The 19,740-nt window shown below is 56.3% G+C and carries 18 protein-coding genes and 1 pseudogene; 10 read left to right on the top strand and 9 right to left on the bottom strand.

What is annotated here, in order from left to right:
- The 4 genes and pseudogenes from M6F29_RS06375 to M6F29_RS06360 all read left to right on the top strand — a co-directional run.
- A pseudogene (locus M6F29_RS06375) lies at positions 1-462 on the top strand (hypothetical protein); the annotation flags it as partial.
- Entirely contained in the window at positions 455-1,657 is a 1,203-nt protein-coding gene (locus M6F29_RS06370; protein ID WP_298158009.1) for a glycosyltransferase family 87 protein, read from the top strand. The pseudogene M6F29_RS06375 and the gene M6F29_RS06370, both read left to right, overlap by 8 nt.
- On the top strand, positions 1,638-2,828 hold the full coding sequence (locus M6F29_RS06365) for a glycosyltransferase family 87 protein (protein WP_298158008.1): 1,191 nt from the start codon (positions 1,638-1,640) through the stop codon (positions 2,826-2,828). Before M6F29_RS06370 ends, M6F29_RS06365 begins: the two co-directional genes overlap by 20 nt.
- Positions 2,815-4,038 (top strand): glycosyltransferase family 87 protein, encoded by a 1,224-nt coding sequence (locus tag M6F29_RS06360; RefSeq protein WP_298158007.1) that lies wholly within the window; start codon positions 2,815-2,817, stop codon positions 4,036-4,038. The genes M6F29_RS06365 and M6F29_RS06360 overlap by 14 nt, the downstream gene beginning before the upstream one ends.
- A 24-nt stretch (positions 4,039-4,062) precedes the next feature.
- Here M6F29_RS06360 and M6F29_RS06355 read toward each other — a convergent pair whose 3' ends face one another.
- The 6 genes from M6F29_RS06355 to M6F29_RS06330 form a co-directional block, all read right to left on the bottom strand.
- On the bottom strand, positions 4,063-5,136 hold the full coding sequence (locus M6F29_RS06355; RefSeq protein ID WP_298158006.1) for a glycosyltransferase family 87 protein: 1,074 nt from the start codon (positions 5,134-5,136) through the stop codon (positions 4,063-4,065).
- Between the two features lie 358 nt (positions 5,137-5,494).
- Positions 5,495-5,836 carry an addiction module antidote protein gene (locus tag M6F29_RS06350; protein ID WP_298158005.1) on the bottom strand — a complete coding sequence of 114 codons (342 nt, stop codon included), beginning with the start codon at positions 5,834-5,836 and terminating at the stop codon, positions 5,495-5,497.
- Positions 5,833-6,180: a type II toxin-antitoxin system RelE/ParE family toxin gene (locus tag M6F29_RS06345; RefSeq protein ID WP_298158004.1), complete on the bottom strand. Its 348-nt coding sequence runs from the start codon at positions 6,178-6,180 to the stop codon at positions 5,833-5,835. The genes M6F29_RS06350 and M6F29_RS06345 overlap by 4 nt, the downstream gene beginning before the upstream one ends.
- 109 nt (positions 6,181-6,289) lie before the next feature.
- Positions 6,290-6,715, bottom strand: coding sequence for a type II toxin-antitoxin system VapC family toxin (locus tag M6F29_RS06340; protein ID WP_298158003.1), 426 nt, complete (start codon positions 6,713-6,715; stop codon positions 6,290-6,292).
- Entirely contained in the window at positions 6,712-6,957 is a 246-nt protein-coding gene (locus tag M6F29_RS06335; RefSeq protein ID WP_298158002.1) for a type II toxin-antitoxin system Phd/YefM family antitoxin, read from the bottom strand. The genes M6F29_RS06340 and M6F29_RS06335 overlap by 4 nt, the downstream gene beginning before the upstream one ends.
- A gap of 128 nt (positions 6,958-7,085) precedes the next feature.
- On the bottom strand, positions 7,086-8,423 hold the full coding sequence (locus tag M6F29_RS06330; RefSeq protein WP_298158011.1) for a RecQ family ATP-dependent DNA helicase: 1,338 nt from the start codon (positions 8,421-8,423) through the stop codon (positions 7,086-7,088).
- 134 nt (positions 8,424-8,557) lie between these two features.
- Here M6F29_RS06330 and M6F29_RS06325 point away from each other — a divergent pair, with 134 nt between their 5' ends.
- The 3 genes from M6F29_RS06325 to M6F29_RS06315 are packed head-to-tail and all read left to right on the top strand — an operon-like array spanning position 8,558 to position 11,158.
- On the top strand, positions 8,558-9,829 hold the full coding sequence (locus M6F29_RS06325; RefSeq protein WP_298158001.1) for an AAA family ATPase: 1,272 nt from the start codon (positions 8,558-8,560) through the stop codon (positions 9,827-9,829).
- A 9-nt stretch (positions 9,830-9,838) separates the two neighbouring features.
- Positions 9,839-10,525 (top strand): RloB family protein, encoded by a 687-nt coding sequence (locus tag M6F29_RS06320; RefSeq protein WP_298158000.1) that lies wholly within the window; start codon positions 9,839-9,841, stop codon positions 10,523-10,525.
- Positions 10,526-10,582: 57 nt separating this feature from the next.
- Positions 10,583-11,158, top strand: a complete 576-nt coding sequence (locus M6F29_RS06315) for a thioredoxin family protein (RefSeq protein ID WP_298157999.1) — start codon at positions 10,583-10,585, stop codon at positions 11,156-11,158.
- An 88-nt stretch (positions 11,159-11,246) separates the two neighbouring features.
- On the opposite strand, the gene M6F29_RS06310 is transcribed toward M6F29_RS06315, so the two are convergent.
- Positions 11,247-12,491, bottom strand: coding sequence for an ATP-binding protein (locus M6F29_RS06310; protein WP_298157998.1), 1,245 nt, complete (start codon positions 12,489-12,491; stop codon positions 11,247-11,249).
- A gap of 219 nt (positions 12,492-12,710) precedes the next feature.
- Between M6F29_RS06310 and gnd the strand changes: the two genes are divergently transcribed.
- The 3 genes from gnd to pgl are packed head-to-tail and all read left to right on the top strand — an operon-like array spanning position 12,711 to position 15,841.
- Entirely contained in the window at positions 12,711-13,625 is a 915-nt protein-coding gene (gene gnd / locus M6F29_RS06305; RefSeq protein WP_298157997.1) for a phosphogluconate dehydrogenase (NAD(+)-dependent, decarboxylating), read from the top strand.
- Between the two features lie 13 nt (positions 13,626-13,638).
- Entirely contained in the window at positions 13,639-15,129 is a 1,491-nt protein-coding gene (gene zwf / locus M6F29_RS06300; RefSeq protein WP_298157996.1) for a glucose-6-phosphate dehydrogenase, read from the top strand.
- Positions 15,089-15,841: a 6-phosphogluconolactonase gene (pgl, locus tag M6F29_RS06295; RefSeq protein WP_298157995.1), complete on the top strand. Its 753-nt coding sequence runs from the start codon at positions 15,089-15,091 to the stop codon at positions 15,839-15,841. Before zwf ends, pgl begins: the two co-directional genes overlap by 41 nt.
- A 2-nt stretch (positions 15,842-15,843) precedes the next feature.
- Here pgl and dnaE read toward each other — a convergent pair whose 3' ends face one another.
- Together dnaE and tadA are read right to left on the bottom strand one after the other, a co-directional pair.
- Positions 15,844-19,305 (bottom strand): DNA polymerase III subunit alpha, encoded by a 3,462-nt coding sequence (dnaE, locus tag M6F29_RS06290; RefSeq protein ID WP_298157994.1) that lies wholly within the window; start codon positions 19,303-19,305, stop codon positions 15,844-15,846.
- Positions 19,302-19,733 (bottom strand): tRNA adenosine(34) deaminase TadA, encoded by a 432-nt coding sequence (gene tadA, locus M6F29_RS06285; RefSeq protein ID WP_524537712.1) that lies wholly within the window; start codon positions 19,731-19,733, stop codon positions 19,302-19,304. The genes dnaE and tadA overlap by 4 nt, the downstream gene beginning before the upstream one ends.
- Positions 19,734-19,740 lie beyond the last annotated feature (7 nt).

Below are 19,740 nucleotides of genomic sequence, written 5' to 3'. Positions count from 1 at the left end.
CAGCAGGAATTGGGACAGTATGGATTGGAACCGTTGCTCAAAGTCACCTCTTATTATTCCTGGGTTCGACAATGGGGTGGAAGCCAAACCTGGGCGGAAATGGTTCAAGGGGGGGTCACGGCAGGGGTTGCAGGGTGTCTCTGGACAGTTTGGCGTCGTCCGGTGCCCCGTTCCTCAAAGTATGCCTTGCTGATTTTGGGGGCCCTGATGGCCAGTCCCTACGTGCTGGAATATGACCTGACCTGGCTGGCGGTCTGGGGTGTCTGGTGGGGGCGCGGACTGGTTGAGAAAAATCATCGATGGGACAGGGGCCTGATGGTGCTGTTGTGGACGGTGCCTGCATTGACCCATGAGATGACGCACTGGAACTGGACAGTGCCCATTGCCCAATTCTCCTTGATGACTGCCTTCTGGTGGACATGGCGCGGCATCAGGAAACCCCCCTCTTTCATCAATGACTAAGACCTACCTACGGCTCGATCCGTCACAGGTCACCAGATTGGGAGCCATTGGCGTGGGGATTTACGGGGCGATTGCCCTGTTTTTTGTGGGGTTTTCCTCCACGGTCTCCAGAAATGGATTTTTAATGGTTTCCGATCTGTCGGTCTACTGGGCGGCTGCCGTGCTGGCGTTGCAGGGCAGAGCTGGCGCAGCCTATCAGGAACCGATCCTCCATGCCACGTTGGTGCATTTTGTTCACACCGTCAAAGGGAATTTCGGGTGGTTTTACCCTCCGGCCTATTATCTGTTGATTCTGCCTCTGGGATTTTTCCCTCATTATTTCCCCGCATTCCTTGCGTGGATCTTGCCCACCCTGGGCGCCTGGGTCAAGGTCTTGAGACGCTATTCGATCCGACCGTCCACCTTCTGGTTCCTGGGTTCCTTTGGCGGGGTATGGTTGAATTTACTGCGCGGACAAAACGGTTTCTTGACAGCGGCCTTATGTGGGGCCGCCCTCTGGTCCATGCGAAAAAACTCTGGCTGGACAGGGGTTTGGGTCGGTTTGCTGGCGATGAAACCCCAACTTGGGCTGGTTTTTCCCTTCGTCCTGTTATTGAATCGGGCCTGGCGCGATCTGGCGGTGGCCGTGTTCGTGGTGCTGCTCAGCAACGGGGTAGCGGTCGCTGTCCTGGGGGACGCCGTCTTCTGGGGGTGGTGGCAAGAGTTGGACTTTGCCCGGCGCCTGATGGAACAGGATGGGCTGGGCAGTCACTACTGGCTCAATATGCCCACCGTGTACGCACAGTTACGCCTGTTCGGGGTATCCTCGCCTACGGCCTACGGCATTCACTGGGCGCTGACCGCCGTCAGTTGGGGTTGGCTGGCACTGATGTGGAAACGGACCACGGAGTGGCAGTGGCGTGGAGCAGCCTTGATTCTCGTCAGTTTGATGACCAGCCCCTATCTGATGGACTACGACCTCATCTGGCTGGGCTATGTGCTGGTCATCCTGCTGGAGAACGGCCAAACCGAGGGGTGGTACCCAGGGGAACGCTGGATGATCCTGGTGCTCTGGGTACTTCCCGTGGCGGGAGTTTTGCTGACAACCGAGACGCATGTGCAGATTATTCCCTTCGTTCTGTGGATCGCCATGGGCATGATCTGGCGGCGTGTTACCCGTCTTGAGGGGAGGAATTTTGCGATTTCCCTTCGGTAAATTTCGATGGCCGTTGTTACTGGCCTCCGTATTGGGCGTGTACTGGGTGAGCATCAGTTATCAACCGCTTTTCGACTTTACCGTATTCTGGACGGCCTCGAGAATGGCTGAGTCGGGACGGGCTCTTCAGGCTTACGATCCGGATTTCCTGCAACAGGCCGTTCGGCAATTGAGACCGCTATCCCAGTGGGTTTTTGGTTGGTATTATCCTCCTGCCTTCTATTTGATGGTTTACCCTTTGGGATGGCTACCTTTGGGCCTGTCCTATCTATTTTTTTGCTTGATTTCCCTGCTGGGGCTGGGAGGGCTACTTTACCGTCTACTAAAGTGGGAAGGCGTTCTGTGGGGGGTACTGTCGTCCGCCACCTTGCTGAATTTTTTTACCGGGCAAAATGGGCTACTCACTGCAGCCGTGGCAGCGACTGCTTTGTGGAATCTGGAGAAACGGCCCATCCTTGCGGGAGTTTTGATTGGGGTGCTTTCGATCAAACCACAACTGGGGATTCTATTTCCCTTTGCGTTGATCGCCGGAGGTTATTGGCGAACCCTGTGGGTGGCCGGGATCAGCACACTTCTCTTCATGGGCGGTGCGGTGGCTATCCTTGGGATCGACACTTTTCAGGCCTGGTTTCAGGTAATTCCTTTGTCCAGGGTGACGTTTGAAGATCAATACATGGCCTGGATATTGATGCCTACGCTGTTCTCCCTGGGTCGTCAATTAGGCTTTCCAGTCGCGCAGGCTTATGCTGGACAGGCTTTGTGCGCCTTGTTGGCTATTTGGGCCGTGTGGCAGGGATGGAGGAGTCACCGGAAGGCACCAGCTGCTCTCAGATATGCGCTGCTTATGATGGCGAGCATTCTCGCAACTCCTTATGCCTACTACTATGATTTGACTTGGGCTATGGTTTCTCTGGTCTGGTTGGTCAGTGACATCCGGCCTGAGGCGTGGCAACTCTGGGAAAAAGTCCTGTTGGGGCTGGTCTGGATCTCGCCGTTGTTGATTGGACTTCATTTCGCGGTTCCGGTGCCCCTGCCCCAGATTGCCCCTTTATTGTTTATGGGGATGCTGATGCTCATCCTGAGGCGTATCCGCATGACAACCAGACCGACGTGCGGTTGGGGTAATCCTGCTTCGCTTCATGAAAATGGATGGGGAAATGGATCGAAATGAGCACTGGTTAACTCGGGGGCGCATCAGGCTCTATTCCTTTCTTATGCTGGGCATATTTCTGCTGTTCAGCATCGGTTTCGTTCGCTACTCGAATCTGGTCGATCCGAAGGGCTACAGCATCTACACAGACCTTTTTGTATTCTGGGGAGCATCACATTTCGCATTAACGGAGCGGGCATTGGATGCCTACAACATCTCTGCGTTTTCAAACGAGTTGAGAGGTGTGCTGCCCGATTGGCGGGCTCTATCATTTGGATGGTTCTACCCTCCTACTTTTTATCTTGTTATTTTTCCATTGGCGGTGCTACCTTATTTTCACGCCTACCTTGCCTTTATGTCGGTGACGCTTGGTTGTTTTGTGGTAGTTTCCCGGAACATTATTCGGAGTTGGGAGTCGCTGCTGTGTCTGGCTGCATTCTCTGGGTTATGGTTCAATCTGTACCGGGGGCAAAATGGATATTTAACCGCCGCATTGGCGGGTGCTGCACTGATCAGCTTGGAGCGGCGGCCCATATTTTCTGGTGTGTTCATCGGGTTGCTTTCCATGAAACCTCATTTGGCTGTACTGTTTCCACTTGCACTGATTGCCGTTGGGGCGTGGAGGACTTTTTTTACGGCAGTTATCGTGGCACTTGCTTTTATGTCTGTCAGCACGGTGGTGCTGGGGTCTGGTACGTTTGCCGCTTGGCTGCAGAGCATTGGACAGGCAAGGATGTGGACGGAAACCGGGATCGTCCCATGGTCTGAAATGCCTACGATTTTTTCCTTTCTTAGGCTGCTCGGGGTGCCAGTGACGCTGGCCTACACGGGCCATTTTCTTGTGGCTGCCAGTGCAATTATGGTGATGTGGAAGGTTTGGAGAAACAGTCCTTCTTGGCCGCTTAGAGGAGCGGCCCTCACAACGGCAACCCTTTTGGTTAGTCCCTATCTTTTTGATTATGATCTGGTCTGGTTGACCCTCCCGATTGCATGGTTTGCAAAGTCTGGTTTTGAAAGCGGCTGGCTACGTGGGGAGCGTGAAGTGCTGGTTGCAGCCTGGCTGTTGCCATTGCTTGCCGTATTAGTTGCCAAGGTTGTACCACTCCAGATTGGCCCCTGGGTGCTGCTGATGTTGTTGTGGATGATCTTGCGACGAGTTCGGATAATGCGCCACCCAACTATTGTAAGGGTTGGTGAGGGGGATCTGACGATGAAGTTGGGGCAGTTATGAGATTAAAAATTTCCGATACCCTCCTTAATCCCGCTCATTTACCAAGGATTCATCGTTACGCCTTTGCCAAACGATCCACAGGAGTCCAATACTGGCCAACGGGCCGATTTGCAGATGAAGGACCTTTGAGGTCAGCAGGAGGAGAATGGGGCAAGCCCATGCAAAAACCAATATCTCCCGTTCCCAACGGTTCCATCCATGATCCAAACCTCTTTTGGTCAGCCACGCGATTGGGAATGCCAACCACACTTGGTCGTAATCAAAAACGTACGGGCTAACCAAAAGAGAACCGGACATGAGAACCGCGTACCGAAGATCAGCCGGTGCGGACGACCGCCAAATGTTCCACACCATAACACCGGTCCCCAATGCGAAAACTGCCTGCACCCCATACGCCACCGGTAGAAATATGCCCAATTGGGCTAAGAAGGCGAACACGGTGGGCATGTTTCCCCATACCCCTTGGTTTTCCAATATAAACGAACGGGTCACTGACACACTCTGCAAAAAATCGGATATCACCCCAACACCCAACATCTGGGCTGCAAGCCAAGTGCCAACAATGGCTGTAACCGTAGCCGTCAGCAGTGTTTTCCAGGCTCGACAAGCCAGCAAAGCCACGGGAAACAAAATGCCCAACTGGGGCTTTAATGTCAGAAGCCCGATCAACAGACCCGCCAAAATTGGCCGTTTGCGATGTAACGCCAACAAACCGGCGCCCGCCAAAAATGCTGTCAAAAAGCCGTTTTGCCCCAAGAACAAATTAAACCAAACTGCCGGTGAAGAAAGTAATACTCGGAGCATCCACTTTCCGGGAAAAACCATCCAGAGGACACGTACAAACCCCCCCATCGTACTGGCTATAAACAGGGTGTAAGCCCAGATATAGGGAAGCCATCCAAGCGGGGTGATGACGAGATAGAACAACGGGGGGTAACTCCAGGCCTGCCATTTCTTTTCGTCCGGGCATACAAGAAGCACCTGTTGATGTAACTTCAAAAGGTCATACATATTTTGAGCGTGTCCGCTCAAAGTGTTTTTTGCGACCACCCAAAAAACCACGAGGTCTATATAAGGCGTGTGCCCTGCCAAAATCATGGGGACAGACCGTCCCACAAAGAACAGATAGGTGAATAAAACTGCCACTGCAGTTAGGGTGGTATAACTTTTAAGTCGGGTTGGCGTCAACCAGTGACAACGGACCGTTGGGAGTGATATAGACACCACATCAGGTGATGGAACTTCATTTTGTGATCCTGTTGTCACTGTTCCAGATTTCACCCTTGTTGTTTATAGTGATGCTGCTACTCACTCTGAGGCGTGTCGCAGGGCATCAGACCACGGTGAGTTGATCGATTAAAGAGGATTCCGTCCGGTCGATGGCAGTGGTCACTCAACAAATTTCAACCTATTCGTACACAGCACGGAAGCTTATATCCCCTATTGCCAAGCAAGGTCAAGCGTGAACGTGATTGCTTGGCTCAACCGAAAGTTTCATCCCGACCGTCTTCATTACAGCAAGGATTGTCTTGAGCGTCGGGTTGCCTTTGGGAGATAAGGCGCGATAAAGGGATTCCCTGTTTATTCCTGCTTCTTGGGCAACAGCACCCAATCCGCCGTATGCTTCGGCAACATCTCTCATCGCCAGCAGCCCGACTGCACGATTGTCCGGATCGTCCAATTCAGACAAGGCGGCTCCTAGATATTCAACGGCGAACTCGCGGTCAGCGCGAAGTTCTTTTATAAGTTCATCGTGATGAGAAACCGAAGCTTTCAACTTGGCATCCTGAGTTTTCATTTATTCCTCCGTTTCCAGTCCAGCCAGTAATCCTTGGCCAACTTGATATCTGTCTTCTGAGTGCTTTTATTACCACCGCACAACAATATTATTAACGCCTGCCCATGCCTTGCACAGTAAACCCGGTAACCTGCGCCAACATCAATTTTCAGTTCCAGCACACCTTCGCCAACCGGATTGCAATCGCCGAAATTTCCTGTTGATACTCGGCGCAGACGGATTTCGATTTGAGCTCTCGCCCGAGAATCCCGTAAATCGCCGAACCAAGTAGAAATCGGCGATTCTCCATCTTCAGACTGGTATCTGAGAATTCTTATCACATTTTCATTGTAGTTTAAAAGCAACCCATAAACAATGAGTCAACCACACGCGCCAAATACATGGCGCTGCGCGTGATGGTGTACGCGGGGTTGCTGTATCAGGACTGCTGGTTGGAAAACAGGCAGAGCCGTATCAGTGCGTGCCGAAGATCGGAACGCCTGCGGTGGTGGCGGCCTTCACCAGATCTGCATCAAGCGTTGCCAGCGGCAGGCCGGTGCGCAGTGCCAGTTCCAGATAGGCGGCATCGTAGGTCGACAGTTTATAGCGCCGAGCGAGGTTCAAGGTGTTGCCCAAGGCGTGTGCCGCCGTTGCCTGATCGGTGACGAGGTTGAGCCGCCCAAAGAGGGCAATGAAGCGTTGCGAGTCCGCCTCGGTCACGACCCTCTTGGACTCGATCTTTGCGATAACATTGGCGACTTCAAGTGCCAACAGCGACGGCACAACGGCTTGAGATTCCTTGAGTGCCTTCAGGGTCGCGCTGGCATAATCCACGCCTGCCGGATTGCTTTCTGGCACTAACCAAAGCAGCGCAACAGAAGCATCCAGAACAAAATTCATGCCCGGCCTTCGTTGATAAGTCCCTTGAGATCGATACCGCCCACAGGCTTGCGAGCTTGCATGTAGGACAGTATTTCATCGACGGCTGCCATGGCCTCTGAGTGTTTGTTGCCTTCTGTTGGCACAAGATCGGCCACGGCCTCGCCCCGCAGGGTGATGGTGTAACGATTGCCAGCCTGTATACCGCGCAGCAACTCTGGCAACTTCGTCTTGGCTTCGTAGGATCCAACTTCGATGTTCACGACCTGCTCCCTTCGGTTTTTGTAGACCAGTATATAGACTGGTTGTTAAAAGTCAAGTTCCAGCCCGTCGATTCGGGAATCTTCCCATGTTCTCACTGGGATAGCAGCAACGTCCATCCAAAGCGTGTTCATTTGTTGTTTCGATTTCTTCTCAACCCCTGACTGTGGGAAGGGGCAAACAATACCGTCGAAAGGCGTTTGAGGGAACCCGTCCAATGCTGGTACGCCGGATTGCATACATCGCAGGTCCCACAATGGCCTTCATGGGATTCGCCAAAATAGTTCAGCAGGCCCTGGCGTCGGCACTGCCGGGTATGGATGAATCTCTCGACGCCTTCGAGTTTTCTTTGCAGTACCCGGTGATGAAATGAATCTCCGGTTCCTGATTCTTCAGCGGAGGAAAATGATTGATCTTCCGGGTGATGAAGCAACAGCACTTCAGACACCTGTCCATCCCGTCCAGCCCGCCCGGTTTCCTGATAATACCCCTCGAGAGAACGGGGAGGGGCCAGATGAACCACGAAACGAATATCCGGCTTGTCGATGCCCATCCCAAAGGCAATGGTTGCCACCATGATCCGTTCCGATTGCTGCAGAAACTGGTACTGTGCCTGCTCCCTGAGCGCCGGACTCAAGCCCGCATGATAATGAAGACAAGGCCAGCCGGAAGTGTGCAATCGTTGGGCAAGACTTTCCACCATGCGGCGGGTGGGGCAGTACAAAATCCCCCCTTGCCCGGAGTGTCGTTGAAGGAAGTGTTCTATCTGGGGCAGGGCTGCTTTTCGTTCTGTCACGCAATAATGCAGATTGGGTCGGTCAAAACTGCTGACAAAACAGCGTGCTCCGTCCAGTTTCAGGGATTCGCCGATTTCCTGGCGGGTATGCACATCGGCGGTGGCTGTGACGGCAATACGGGGGACCTCCGGATACTGGTCAGCCAGCACGGATAACTGTTGGTATTCGGGACGGAAATCATGGCCCCATTCGGCAATGCAATGACACTCATCGATGGCAAACAGCGCTACTTGCCCCTTCTCGTATACCCGCCGCAGCATTGACTGAAAATGGTTCTGAACCAAACGCTCGGGTGCCAGATAAAGGAATTTGAGTTCATGGGCCATCAGTGCATTTTGAACCTCCCTCAGCGCCCCCTCTGTCTGAAAGGAATTGAGGCATGCAGCGGCAATCCCGCGTTTCCTGAGGGCCTGAACCTGATCCTGCATCAGGGCGATGAGCGGGGAAATGACCAGGGTCACGCCGGGGCGCAATAATCCGGGAATCTGATAGCAAAGGGATTTTCCTCCGCCGGTGGGCATCAACACCAGTGCGCTTCCCCCGCCCCCGACATGGTCGATCACCTCCTTCTGGAACCCGCGAAATTCCGTGTATCCAAAGGTGTCGTGCAGGATTTTCAGGGCAGGGTCCATGACCACCAGTATAAACAGCCACCCGATCAGAAACGGCACCAATAGGAATATGGATTCTCCCTGCAGGCATCAACCGATACTGGTTGGATTTAATTCGCAGTCAACTTAAAAATAACTTGACTATATGCAACAAAATGTCAACAATAGTTTTGTTATTCTTATTGGAGGCAAAAATGCTGGTCGAATTCAGGGTAGTCAACTACCGCTCGATCCGCGAGGAGCAGTGCCTCAGTTTCGTGGCGTCAGGCGACAAATGGCTGGAGGGCACCCACTGCGTTGCCACTGGTAGGACAGCCATGCCTAAACTGCTGCGCTCTGCGGTGATCTATGGTGCCAATGCTGGCGGCAAGACCAATCTGATCTTTGCCTTGATGACCATGCAGCAACTCACGCTTAACTCCACGCGCCTGCTGGAGCCCCAATTCCGCGAGCAATACACCCCGTTCCTGCTGGATGCCGATTCGCGTCATCAAGCCACCCAGTTCGAGATCACCCTATTGCTGGGCGGCGTTCGCTATCAGTATGGGTTTGCTCATGACGCCGAACGAATCCGTGGTGAGTGGCTGCTGGTTTACCAGTCCAGCAAGGCGCAGCGTTGGTTCGAATATCACTACAACCCGGAAACCGGTAAAAACGATTGGGAGCCGTTTTCTGTTCATTTCAAGGGCGAGAAGAAGGGCCAGCGTGAGATCTGGAAAGCCAACACTGGCGCCCGTGCACTGTTTCTCACACAGGCTGCTCAGTCCAACAGCCGGCAACTGCAGCCACTGTTCAACTGGTTTGCTAATGACCTGATCGTGCTGCCGGCACGATCAGAATTTAATCTCATACCGACACTGCTGCGTCTGGAAGATCCTCATTACAAAGAGTGGGTGCTGCGCTTGATGAATGCCGCCGATATCCATATCAGTGACATCAAAGTGGAAAAGCGCAAGAGCCAGCAAATCGAATTCAAACTTGAGCCTGGCAAGCCGCCCGAGTTGCGTACCTTCGATGGTGATCTGCCGGATGTTGAGTTCTGCCACAAGACCGGCGACGGGATGGAACAGTGGTTCGACCGCCGCTATGAGTCCTATGGCACGCTGCGGCTACTCGGTTATGCTGCTCCGCTGCTGGATGCCATTGAAAACGGCAAACTCATCGTGGTGGATGAGTTCGATACCAGTCTGCACCCATTACTGACGCGCTATGTATTAAAAATGTTGCACAAGCCCCACCTGTCTCAAAATGGGGCGCAACTGTGGATGACCACGCACGACACCTCGATGCTGGACCCAGAACTGCTGCGTCGCGATCAGGTTTGGTTTGTCGAAAAGAAAAAAGACCAAAGCACCGAACTCTACAGCTTAACGGAATTCAGTCCGCGCAAGGGCGAGGCCATCGAGCGTGGCTATCTACAGGGGCGCTATGGCGCTATTCCCTTCCTCAGCGAATTCTTGTTCTGAGGAGGCTGAATGCGAGAGAACCAAGCCAAACACCGACAGTTGGCCAAGGAGCGCGTCAAAGCCGAGCGCAAGAGGGCAACACGGCGCGAATCGGGATCATCTTTATTGGTCTGTGAAGGCGAGTGCACCGAGCCGTTTTATCTGCACGGCTTGCTCCAGCACCTCGGTATCAACGCAGCAAGTGTTGAGATTATCGAGGGCCAATCCAACAGCAATGCAGTGGCCGTGGTTAACCGAGCTCGGCAACGTTTCGAGCAGATTTCGCGTGATCGTGTATTTGTCTTGGTCGATGCCGAACAGTCGGATTTGGCGCAGGCACTCAAACTATGTAAGGTGCCCCTGCAGCGCGCCAACAAGAAAAAGGGGCTGCCGAAAATCTGCATCGAGCCCATCATTAGTACGCCCTGTTTTGAGGTGTGGCTCCTGCTGCATTTCCGTTACTGTGACCAGACATTCACGCGGTTTTCCGATGTGCTTCCTGAATTGCAGGCTATCTTGCCTGACTACCACAAAGCCGATCCGCGAATTTTCATGACGGTCGGAGGTGGCGAAGGACTGGAAAGAGCAATGCTGCACGCCGCTCGGCTGCGCGCGGCCTTGGCACAAACCGGTTCAAACAGCCCAGCTACTGATATGGATAGGCTGGTCGAAGCCCTGCGCGCCATCGCGCCACCCGATCAGAAACGGCACCAATAGGAATATGGATTCTTCGTTATAATCCCAACCAGTCCTTACTGTTCAGGAATCGCCCTCATGGTACAAACCGCTTCCCTCATGCTCGACCTTGGCACGCCAGCCCCCGACTTTTCTCTCCCGGATGCCGATGGAAAAATCTGGCACCTGGCCGACCTGGCTGCCCAAAAGCCCTTGCTGGTCATCTTCCTGTGCAACCATTGCCCCTACGTCATCCACATCCGTGCAAAACTGGCCGAAGTCACCCGCCAATTCATGGCCCGTGGCGTGGCTGTGGTGGGTATCAACGCCAATGACGCCGACCGGTACCCTCTGGACAGTCCGGAAAAGATGAAGGAAGAAATTCTCTTGGCGGGCTATGCCTTCCCCTATCTGTATGATGAATCCCAAGCGGTGGCTCAAACCTACCGTGCTGCGTGCACCCCGGACTTTTTTCTTTTCGACCGTCACCATCGACTGGTTTATCGAGGACAGTTCGACGGCAGTCGTCCCAAAAACACCGAACCGGTCACCGGCAAGGATCTCGTTGCCGCGCTGGAAGCCGTCCTCATCGATGCGCCCCAGATCGCTGATCAATACCCCAGCCTGGGCTGTAACATCAAGTGGAAGGAAGGCAACGAACCCGATTACTCCTAGCCGAGGCCCTGATTACAGATGAAACCGTTCGCCAGACTCTCTGCTGGTGCGGGTCTGGTTCAGAGTCATCTGGTTTGTGAAGTCCATGTCAGTCGTTCCACAGAGTTGAAAGTGGCACAGCCCAGAGCCGTTCACCAATGGGCAATGTATCGTTGCCGTCATACAGCACGATGCCGGCAACAAATTGTTTGCCTGCCAGGGTGGCCAACTTTTTCAGGCCAGATAAATCGCCTGTGCTGACACTCGCTGCGGCTTTGACTTCCACGCCAACGACCTGCCCGGCAGGGTCTTCGATCACGAAGTCCACTTCGACCTGGTCTTTGTCGCGATAGGTGTGTAGCGTGTAATTCCGCTCCGCCCAGGTGGCCTGCTTCAGCAACTCCGAATAGACATGATTTTCCAGCACACGACCAAACAATGCGCGGTCACGAATGGCAGGGGCTTCGTTCAAATCAACCAGTGTGCTGAGCAGGCCGGAATCAATGAACTGAATTTTCGGGGTCTTGACAATGCGGCTCAGGCGATTGCTTGACCACGGTTCCACCCGGCGCAGCAGGAACATCTGCTCGAACACGGCGAGGTATTTGTTGGCGGTCTTGCTGTCCAGTCCTACCTGGCCGCCGAGTTGCGTAAAGTTACACAATTGACCAGCCATCTGCGCCAGGGATTTGAGTAGTCTGGGCAGGTGATCCAACTTGTCGATGCTGGCGATGTCGCGCACATCGCGCTGAATCAGGGCATCCACATATTGCTTCGCCCAAGCGGCTCGGCGACGCGGCGTTGCACGGGATACTGCATCGGGGTAACCACCGCGCAGGACTTTTTCCACCAGTTTGTCACCCACTTCCGGGCGTTCTGTTTTTGGGATACGCCCATCATAAACGGCATCGATCCACTTGCCTGCGCTGGACTGCATCTCACACCCGGCAAGCGGAAGCATGATGAGTGTTTCCATCCGCCCCGCCAACGAATCGGCCACCGTGGGCAATGTCATCAGGTTTGCGGAACCCGTCAGGAGAAAACGACCTGGTCGGCGGTCTTCATCAACGGATTTTTTGATTGCCAACAGAAGTGCAGGAGCCCGTTGCACTTCGTCTATCACGGCACAGTCGAGACTCCGGATCAGCCCCACTGGATCCTGGCGTGCGGCCAGCAGGGTTAACTCATCGTCCAGGGTAACAAATTTACGATGAGCGAAGGAAAATTGCCGTACCAATGTCGTTTTTCCGGCTTGACGCGGGCCGCTCAGGAGTACCACCGGGGTATCGGCCAACGCTTCCACGATGCGCGGCTGGATATATCGTGGATAAATGTGTGTACCTGCGTTATTCATGAGAAAGCCGTCATTCAGAAGGGGATCATCCTACGTCAAAACAGGATTATTTGCATGTCCAATATGGAATATAGACCCGTCCACTGTGGAATTTTACGATGTAGGTGGCGACTGGTATTGAGAATTGACACAATTTGCTTCGGTAACTGGACTAGAATGCCCCATCGGGGTCAGTCCTGTCGAGCGGGCAGCGGAGACCCTTGTCAAGGGAGAACCGGCATGAAGATTGGAATGATGGGGTTGGGCAAGATGGGCGGGAATATGGCGACCCGGTTGGCGCGCGCCGGGGTGACCGTGGTGGGCTACGACCATTCACCTGAAGTGGTTCGTTCCTGGGTGGCGTCTGCAGGCATTGTGGGGGCCTCCTCGGTGGAAACCCTGATTGCCGCACTCCCCGCACCCCGGGTAATCTGGCTGATGTTGCCGAGCGGGCCCATTACCGAAGAACAAGTTCTGGGGTTGAGCCAGCGTCTGGAGCCGGGCGATGTGGTGGTGGACGGCGGCAATTCCAACTATCACGACAGCGAGCGGCGTGCGGCCCTGTTGGCCGAGAAAGGGATCGGTTTCATGGATGCCGGCACGTCCGGCGGCGTGTGGGGGCTTGAAAACGGTTATTGCCTGATGGTGGGGGGAACCCCGGAAGTTGCTCGGCTGGTGCGTCCTTTCCTCGAAATTCTGGCTCCCCATCCCGAACGGGGTTGGGCTCATGTGGGACCGGTGGGCGCAGGACATTACGTCAAAATGGTCCACAACGGCATCGAGTACGGCATGATGCAGTCCCTGGCCGAAGGATTGGCCCTGTTGCAGGGGAAAACTGCCTTTGATCTCGATTTGGCCCAGATCACCGATCTTTGGGGAGAAGGGTCGGTGGTGCGGAGTTGGTTGCTCGAATTGACGGCGGATGCGTTGCGCAAAGGCGTGGACTGGAATCAGATGGCCCCCGTGGTGGCGGATTCCGGGGAAGGGCGCTGGACCGCCATCGAGGCCATCGAACAGGGGGTCCCTGCACCGGTACTCAGTCTGGCGCTGCATCTGCGTTTTCAGAGTCAGGATCGGGAGGCGCTGACCTTCAAACTGCTCTCGGTGATGCGCCACGCCTTTGGCGGACATGCCATTCAAGCCACCGGACAGTGAACCGGAGATGCCCATGAAGGAACTCGAACCGACCACATTGGTGATTTTTGGGGCTGCGGGCAATCTGGCGCGGCGCAAGTTGATTCCGGCTCTGTTTCAGTTGGAAAGCCTGGGGCGCCTGCCAGCGTCACTGACGTTTTTGGGACTGAGTCTCGAAGACGAAAACCAGGATTCCTGGCGCGCCAGGATTCAGCAACTGTTTCCTCAGGAAAAGGATCCGTTGATCGAGCGGTTCCTGGCCCGCTGGCATTATCAACGCATCGATCCCAGTGATTCCGCTTCCTATCAGGCGCTTCAGATCACGTTGAAGGATGAGGGGGTATTCCCTGCCAATCACGTGTTCTACATGGCGGTGCGTCCGGCGGATTATCCGGGCATCATCGACCAGTTGGGCACTCAGGGTCTGTTGCGGGAAAAGAATGGGTGGCGCCGGGTGGTGATCGAGAAACCCTTCGGCTATGACCTGCTGAGCGCCGAGACCCTGCAGGCCGGGTTGTATCGTCACCTGCAGGAACATCAGATCTACCGCATCGATCACTATCTGGGCAAGGGAACGGTTCAGAACGTCCTGGTGTTCCGATTTGCCAATGTTCTGCTCGAACCTCTGTGGAACCACCATTATATCGATCATGTGCAGATCACCCACTCGGAGACTCTGGGGATCGAGGGGCGCGCCGATTATTACGAAGGGGCGGGTGCCCTGCGCGACATGATCCAGAGTCATCTGTTGCAGGTGCTGACCCTGGTCGCCATGGAACCGCCGGTTTCCCTGGAGGCCGAGCATCTGAGGGACGAAAAGGTCAAGGTATTGCAGTCGGTTCGTGCCATTCCGCCCAATGCCGTGCATGCCCAGGCTTTTCGCGCCCAATATGTCGGGGGGACGGTTCATGGCGAAACCGTTCCTGGGTATCGCGAGGAAGCCGGGGTAGCCTCCGACAGTACCAGCGAGACCTACGCGGCCCTGAAACTGTATATCGACAACTGGCGTTGGGCTGGTGTGCCGTTTTACCTGCGCACCGGGAAGCGGCTGGCTGAAAACAGTTCAGCGGTCTACATCCGGTTCAAGACTCCTCCCCAGGATTTGCTGCGGGGGGTACGGTCAGGACCAGTACAGCCCAACTGGATCATGATGGGCATTCAACCGGATGAATGCTTGCGGGTGGAGATGCAGGTGCGCATGCCGGGCCTCGAGTTGCAGACCCGGACACTGAGTCTGGATGCCACCTACCGGCAAGGCGACGAAACCGATTACAGCGCCTATGAAGAATTGTTGCTGGATGTGATCAAGGGCGACCATTCCCTGTTTTTGCGGATCGACGAGGTGGAATCGGCCTGGAAGATCGTCGATCCGGTGCTCAAGGTATGGGCTACGGAGCGAGAGTTCATCCAGCCCTATCCGGCGGGAACCTGGGGGCCACGGGGAACCTACCGTCTCTTTTCAAATGAGGATCAATTCTGGCGGCATGGACTCGACCCGTCCGGTGCCGATCTGCACCCCTTCTGAGAACGCGCGCTTCATGCAGACCTTTCTCTGGAAAGACCATGGTCGGGTGTACCTGTACCCGAATCCAGAATCTCTTGCGTTGGGCGCCACGGAGCATCTGGTGCGGATCCTGCGGGCGGGCCTGGCTCAGGCCCCCCGCTTTCATTGGGTACTGGCGGGCGGTAAAACCCCGGCCGCCTGTTATCGTCAGATGGCCAGGGAAACTTTGGACTGGCAGCGTCTGGAACTGTCGCTCGGCGATGAACGGTGCCTTCCCGTGGACCACCCGGAGCGTAACGATACCCTGATTCGAAATACCCTGCTTCAGGCCGAGGGACCCCGTCTGGCGCGTTTTGAGCCCATGCGGGCGGAATGGGGGGCCGAGGTCGGCAGCGCCCATCACGCCAAGGTGCTGGAGACGTTGGGGAGCATCGATCTGGTATTGCTGGGGATGGGCGAAGATGGTCATACGGCCAGTCTGTTTCCAGGGCACGCCAGCCTGTCGTCCGAGGCGCCGGTGGTGCCCGAGCATGCTGCGCCCAAACCGCCTCCCGAACGAATCTCCCTGGGCCTGACCCTGCTGCAACGGGCGCGCCACCGGGTTTTTCTGGTGACGGGGGGGAGCAAGCGCGCCATCCTGCAGGCGCTCGATCAGGGGCAGTGTTTGCCCGTGGGGCAGGTGGGTGCCGGAGACTGGTTCATCGATCAGGACGCCTGGTTCAGGTCAGAGTAGCGTCATTCGTTGACCGGACGACTGCCGTAATCGAGTGTCAGGGCCGTTTCGCCAAAGCGGGCGCGGAGCAGATCCCACAGGGTTTCATCCAGCAGAAAGTCGGGCAGGCGGATGGCCGCTTCCACCTCGGGATGGCAGTAGCGCAGAACGAGGGCGCAGGGGCCGGGCTGGAAGGAAGGCTGAAGTTCCTTCAGGAGAGAGAGGGTTTTTGCGCTCTGATGCTGGGGAACCTCCAGAGTGACCTGGCGTGCAAAGCGGGTCTGGGCTTGAGACAGGGACAGGACCTGTTCGGCGGTGAGGCGTACCCCCTGGGTAAAGTTGTCCAGGGTTGCCTTGCCCTCCACCACCAGCAGTCGGTCTTCCTTGAGCAGGGGGCGTACCTGATCAAATAGTTCGCTGAATACGGTGATCTCCACGCGCGCCGAGCCATCGTCCAGCATGACCATGCCCATGCGTCCGCGCCGGGTTTGCTGGACCCGGCTTTGTACCACGACCCCGGCCACCCGAATCAACTCGGGACGGGGGGTCAACTGTTCCAGGGGGGTCAATCCCCAGTACCGGAGTTGGGGGCGGTAGTGCGTGAAAGGGTGGCCGCTGAAGTAATAGCCCAGCACGGACTTTTCCTGGGTCAGTTGCTCGTTGGGCAACCACTCGGGATAGGGGGGGAGGGGGGGATCGTTCGATGACGATTCTGCCAACGCGTCAAACAGACCTTCTTGCTGGGCATGGCGCTGGGCCTGTTCGCCATGATTGAGTGCGGATTCCACGGCATTGAGGGCGGCCGCCCGGTTGGGATGCAGGGTATCGAAGGCCCCCGCCTTGATCAGGGCTTCGATGACCCGGCGATTGACGATGCGTTTGTCCGTCCGGCGACAGAAATCAAACAGACTTCGATAGGGTTCCGGCGGTGTGCTACTGCGTTGCCTGACGATTTCGAGGGCCGCTCCTTCGCCGGTGCCTTTGACCGAACCGAGGCCATACCGGATGGTGTTGTCCCCGGCCGGGCGAAAACGATAATCCGATGCATTGATGTCCGGGGGAAGAATCACCAACCCGTTTTGCTGAGCGTCGGCGACGAAGAGCGCAACCTTGTCGGTATCGTCCAGATCACCAGACAGGGTGGCGGCCATGAATTCGGCGGGGTAATGGGTCTTGAGCCAGGCAGTCTGGTAGGAAATCAGGGCATAGGCGGCTGAATGGGACTTGTTGAACCCGTATTCGGCAAACTTCTCCATCAGATCGAAGAGTTGCGTCGCCAACTTGACGCTGACGCCGCGCGTAGTGGCGCCTTCGATGAAGCGGCTGCGCTGCCGACCCATTTCGACTGCATCCTTTTTTCCCATGGCGCGGCGCAACAGATCGGCGGCCCCCAGAGTATAACCTGCCAGGATCTGGGCGATCTGCATCACCTGTTCCTGATAGACGATGACCCCATAGGTGGGGCGCAGGACCGGTTCCAGCGACTGGTGGAAATACTCGGCGGTGGCCTTGCCCTGTTTGCGCAGGATGAAGTCGTCCACCATGCCGGACTGGAGCGGGCCGGGACGATTCAGGGCCATCAGGGCGATGATGTCCTCGAAGTTGTCGGGTTTGAGCCGTTTCTCCATATCCTTGGCCGTGCGCGATTCCTGCTGGAAGACGGCGGTGGTGTTGCCACTGCCGAAGAGCGCATAGGTTTGGGGATCGTCAAGGGGAATCTGTTCTACCGTGAATTGCCGTTCTTCGGGGGTGCGCGCCCGCTCCCGGATATAACGCACCGTCCAGTCGAGGATGGTGAGTGTGCGTAACCCCAGAAAGTCGAATTTGACCAGGCCGACCTTTTCCACGTCGTCCTTGTCGTATTGACTGACCACGGCTTCCGAACCTTCGGGTTGGTAGAGCGGCGTGAAATCGGTCAGTTTGCCGGGGGCGATCAGTACGCCTCCTGCGTGCATGCCGACATTACGCGTGAGGCCTTCCAGCGCTTCGGCCAGGGCCAGCAGTTCCGCCACCTCTTCTTCCTGAGCAGCGCGCTGGTTGATCTGGGGTTCCTGTTCCCGAGCCTTGGCCAAAGTCATGCCGATTTCGAAAGGGATCAACTTGGCCAGCTGGTCCACAAAGTTATAGGGCAGGTCCAGGACCCGTCCGACATCCCGAATCACGGCCTTGGCCGCCATGGAACCGAAGGTGGCGATCTGGGCGACGGAATCCCGTCCGTAGCGTTCCCGGACGTAGTCGATGACCCGGTCCCGTCCGTCCTGACAGAAATCGATATCAAAGTCAGGCATGGATACCCGTTCCGGGTTGAGGAAGCGCTCGAAAAGCAGGTCATACCGCAAGGGATCGATATCGGTGATTCCCAAACTGAAAGCGACCAGTGATCCTGCGCCCGAACCCCGCCCGGGGCCCACCGGCACGCCGTGATGTTTGGACCAGTTGATGAAGTCTGCCACGATCAGGAAATAGCCGGAGAATCCCATCTGAACGATGGTCTGACACTCAAAATCCAGACGTTCCCGATAGGTGGCGGTTTCCTTTTGACGCAGGGTTTCATCGGGGTACAGTTGGGTCAGGCGGCGCTCCAGGCCTGCCTGGGCCTGCTGGCGCAGAAAGTCGTCGAGGGTGATCCCTTCGGGAGTGGGGAAATCAGGCAAACGGGACTTCCCCAGCGTCAATTCGAGGGAACAGCGACGCGCGATCTCCACCGAGTTGGCGAGGGCTGCAGGAATGTCCTGAAACAGTTCGGCCATTTCGTCCGGGGATTTGAAATACTGCTCCGGGGTAAAAAGATGCGGGCGTTTTGGATCCGCCAGCAGGCGACCCTCCGCGATGCACACGCGGGCTTCATGGGCCTTGAAATCCTCTCGTGCAGGAAACTGGATGGGGTGGGTGGCGACCACGGGAATATCCAGTTCTGCTGCCAACTGGACCGTGGGCTCGCAGAGTCGGTCGCGCATCGGGTCGCCGATCCGCTGGAGTTCCAGATAGTAGTCATCCCCCCACCGGGTTTTCCAGGCCAGAGCCCGGGCCCGGGCCAGGTCCCATTGTCCCGCGCTCAGGGCCTGACCCACATCTCCCTGGTCCGCGCCGGAGAGGACGAGCAGTCCTTCTTTTTCCTGGATCAGCAGGGCGAGGGGCACGTAGGCAATGCCCTGTTGCTGGTGCTCGCGCCAGGCCGCCGACAGCAGGCGACAGAGGGCGTGGTAGCCGGAGAGTGTGCGCACCAGCAGAACGACCCGGAAAGGATGAGGATGATCTTCGTCGGAAGCGATCCAGACTTCCGCGCCGGCAATGGGTTTGATGCCAGCCTTGCGGGCCTGCAGGTAGAAACGAACCCAGCCGAAGAGATTGTTGAGATCGGTCAGGGCCAATGCCCCCATGTTCCGGGAGCGCGCCAGTTCCACGGCCTCGTCGATGCGCACCAGGCCATCCGAAATGGAGAACTCGCTGTGCAGGCGCAGGTGGACGAAAGGAGGTGCGCTCACGAACGGCGTGCCCGAAAGAAACAGCGGAGCAATTCGGCCGAGTCTTCGGCGCAGACCCCGCCAAGGATCCGGGTATGATGATTGAGGCGAGGGTCGGAAAAGAGGTCCACCACGCTGCCACAGGCTCCGGTCTTGGGGTCGGCGGCCCCGTAGACCACCCGTTTGAGGCGGGCGTGTTGAATGACTCCGGCACACATGCAACAGGGTTCGAGGGTGACGTACAGGGTACATTCCGGCAGGCGGTAATTGTTCAGGGCGCGCGCCGCCATGCGGATGGCTTGCATTTCCGCATGGGCGCTGGGGTCACAGGCGCTCAGGGGAGAATTATGTCCGTACCCGAGAATCCGGCCTTCCTGGACCAGAAGGGCACCGACGGGCACTTCCCCCGCCTGGGCAGCCTGTTGGGCCAGGTTCAGCGCTTCGCGCATGAAAGTT

The organism is Ferrovum sp. (assembly GCF_027317285.1).
In the GTDB taxonomy this organism is placed as follows: Bacteria; Pseudomonadota; Gammaproteobacteria; order Burkholderiales; family Ferrovaceae; genus Ferrovum.
The sequence above is the reverse complement of the archived record's forward strand: the minus strand, read 5'-3'. Positions and strand labels throughout refer to the sequence as shown.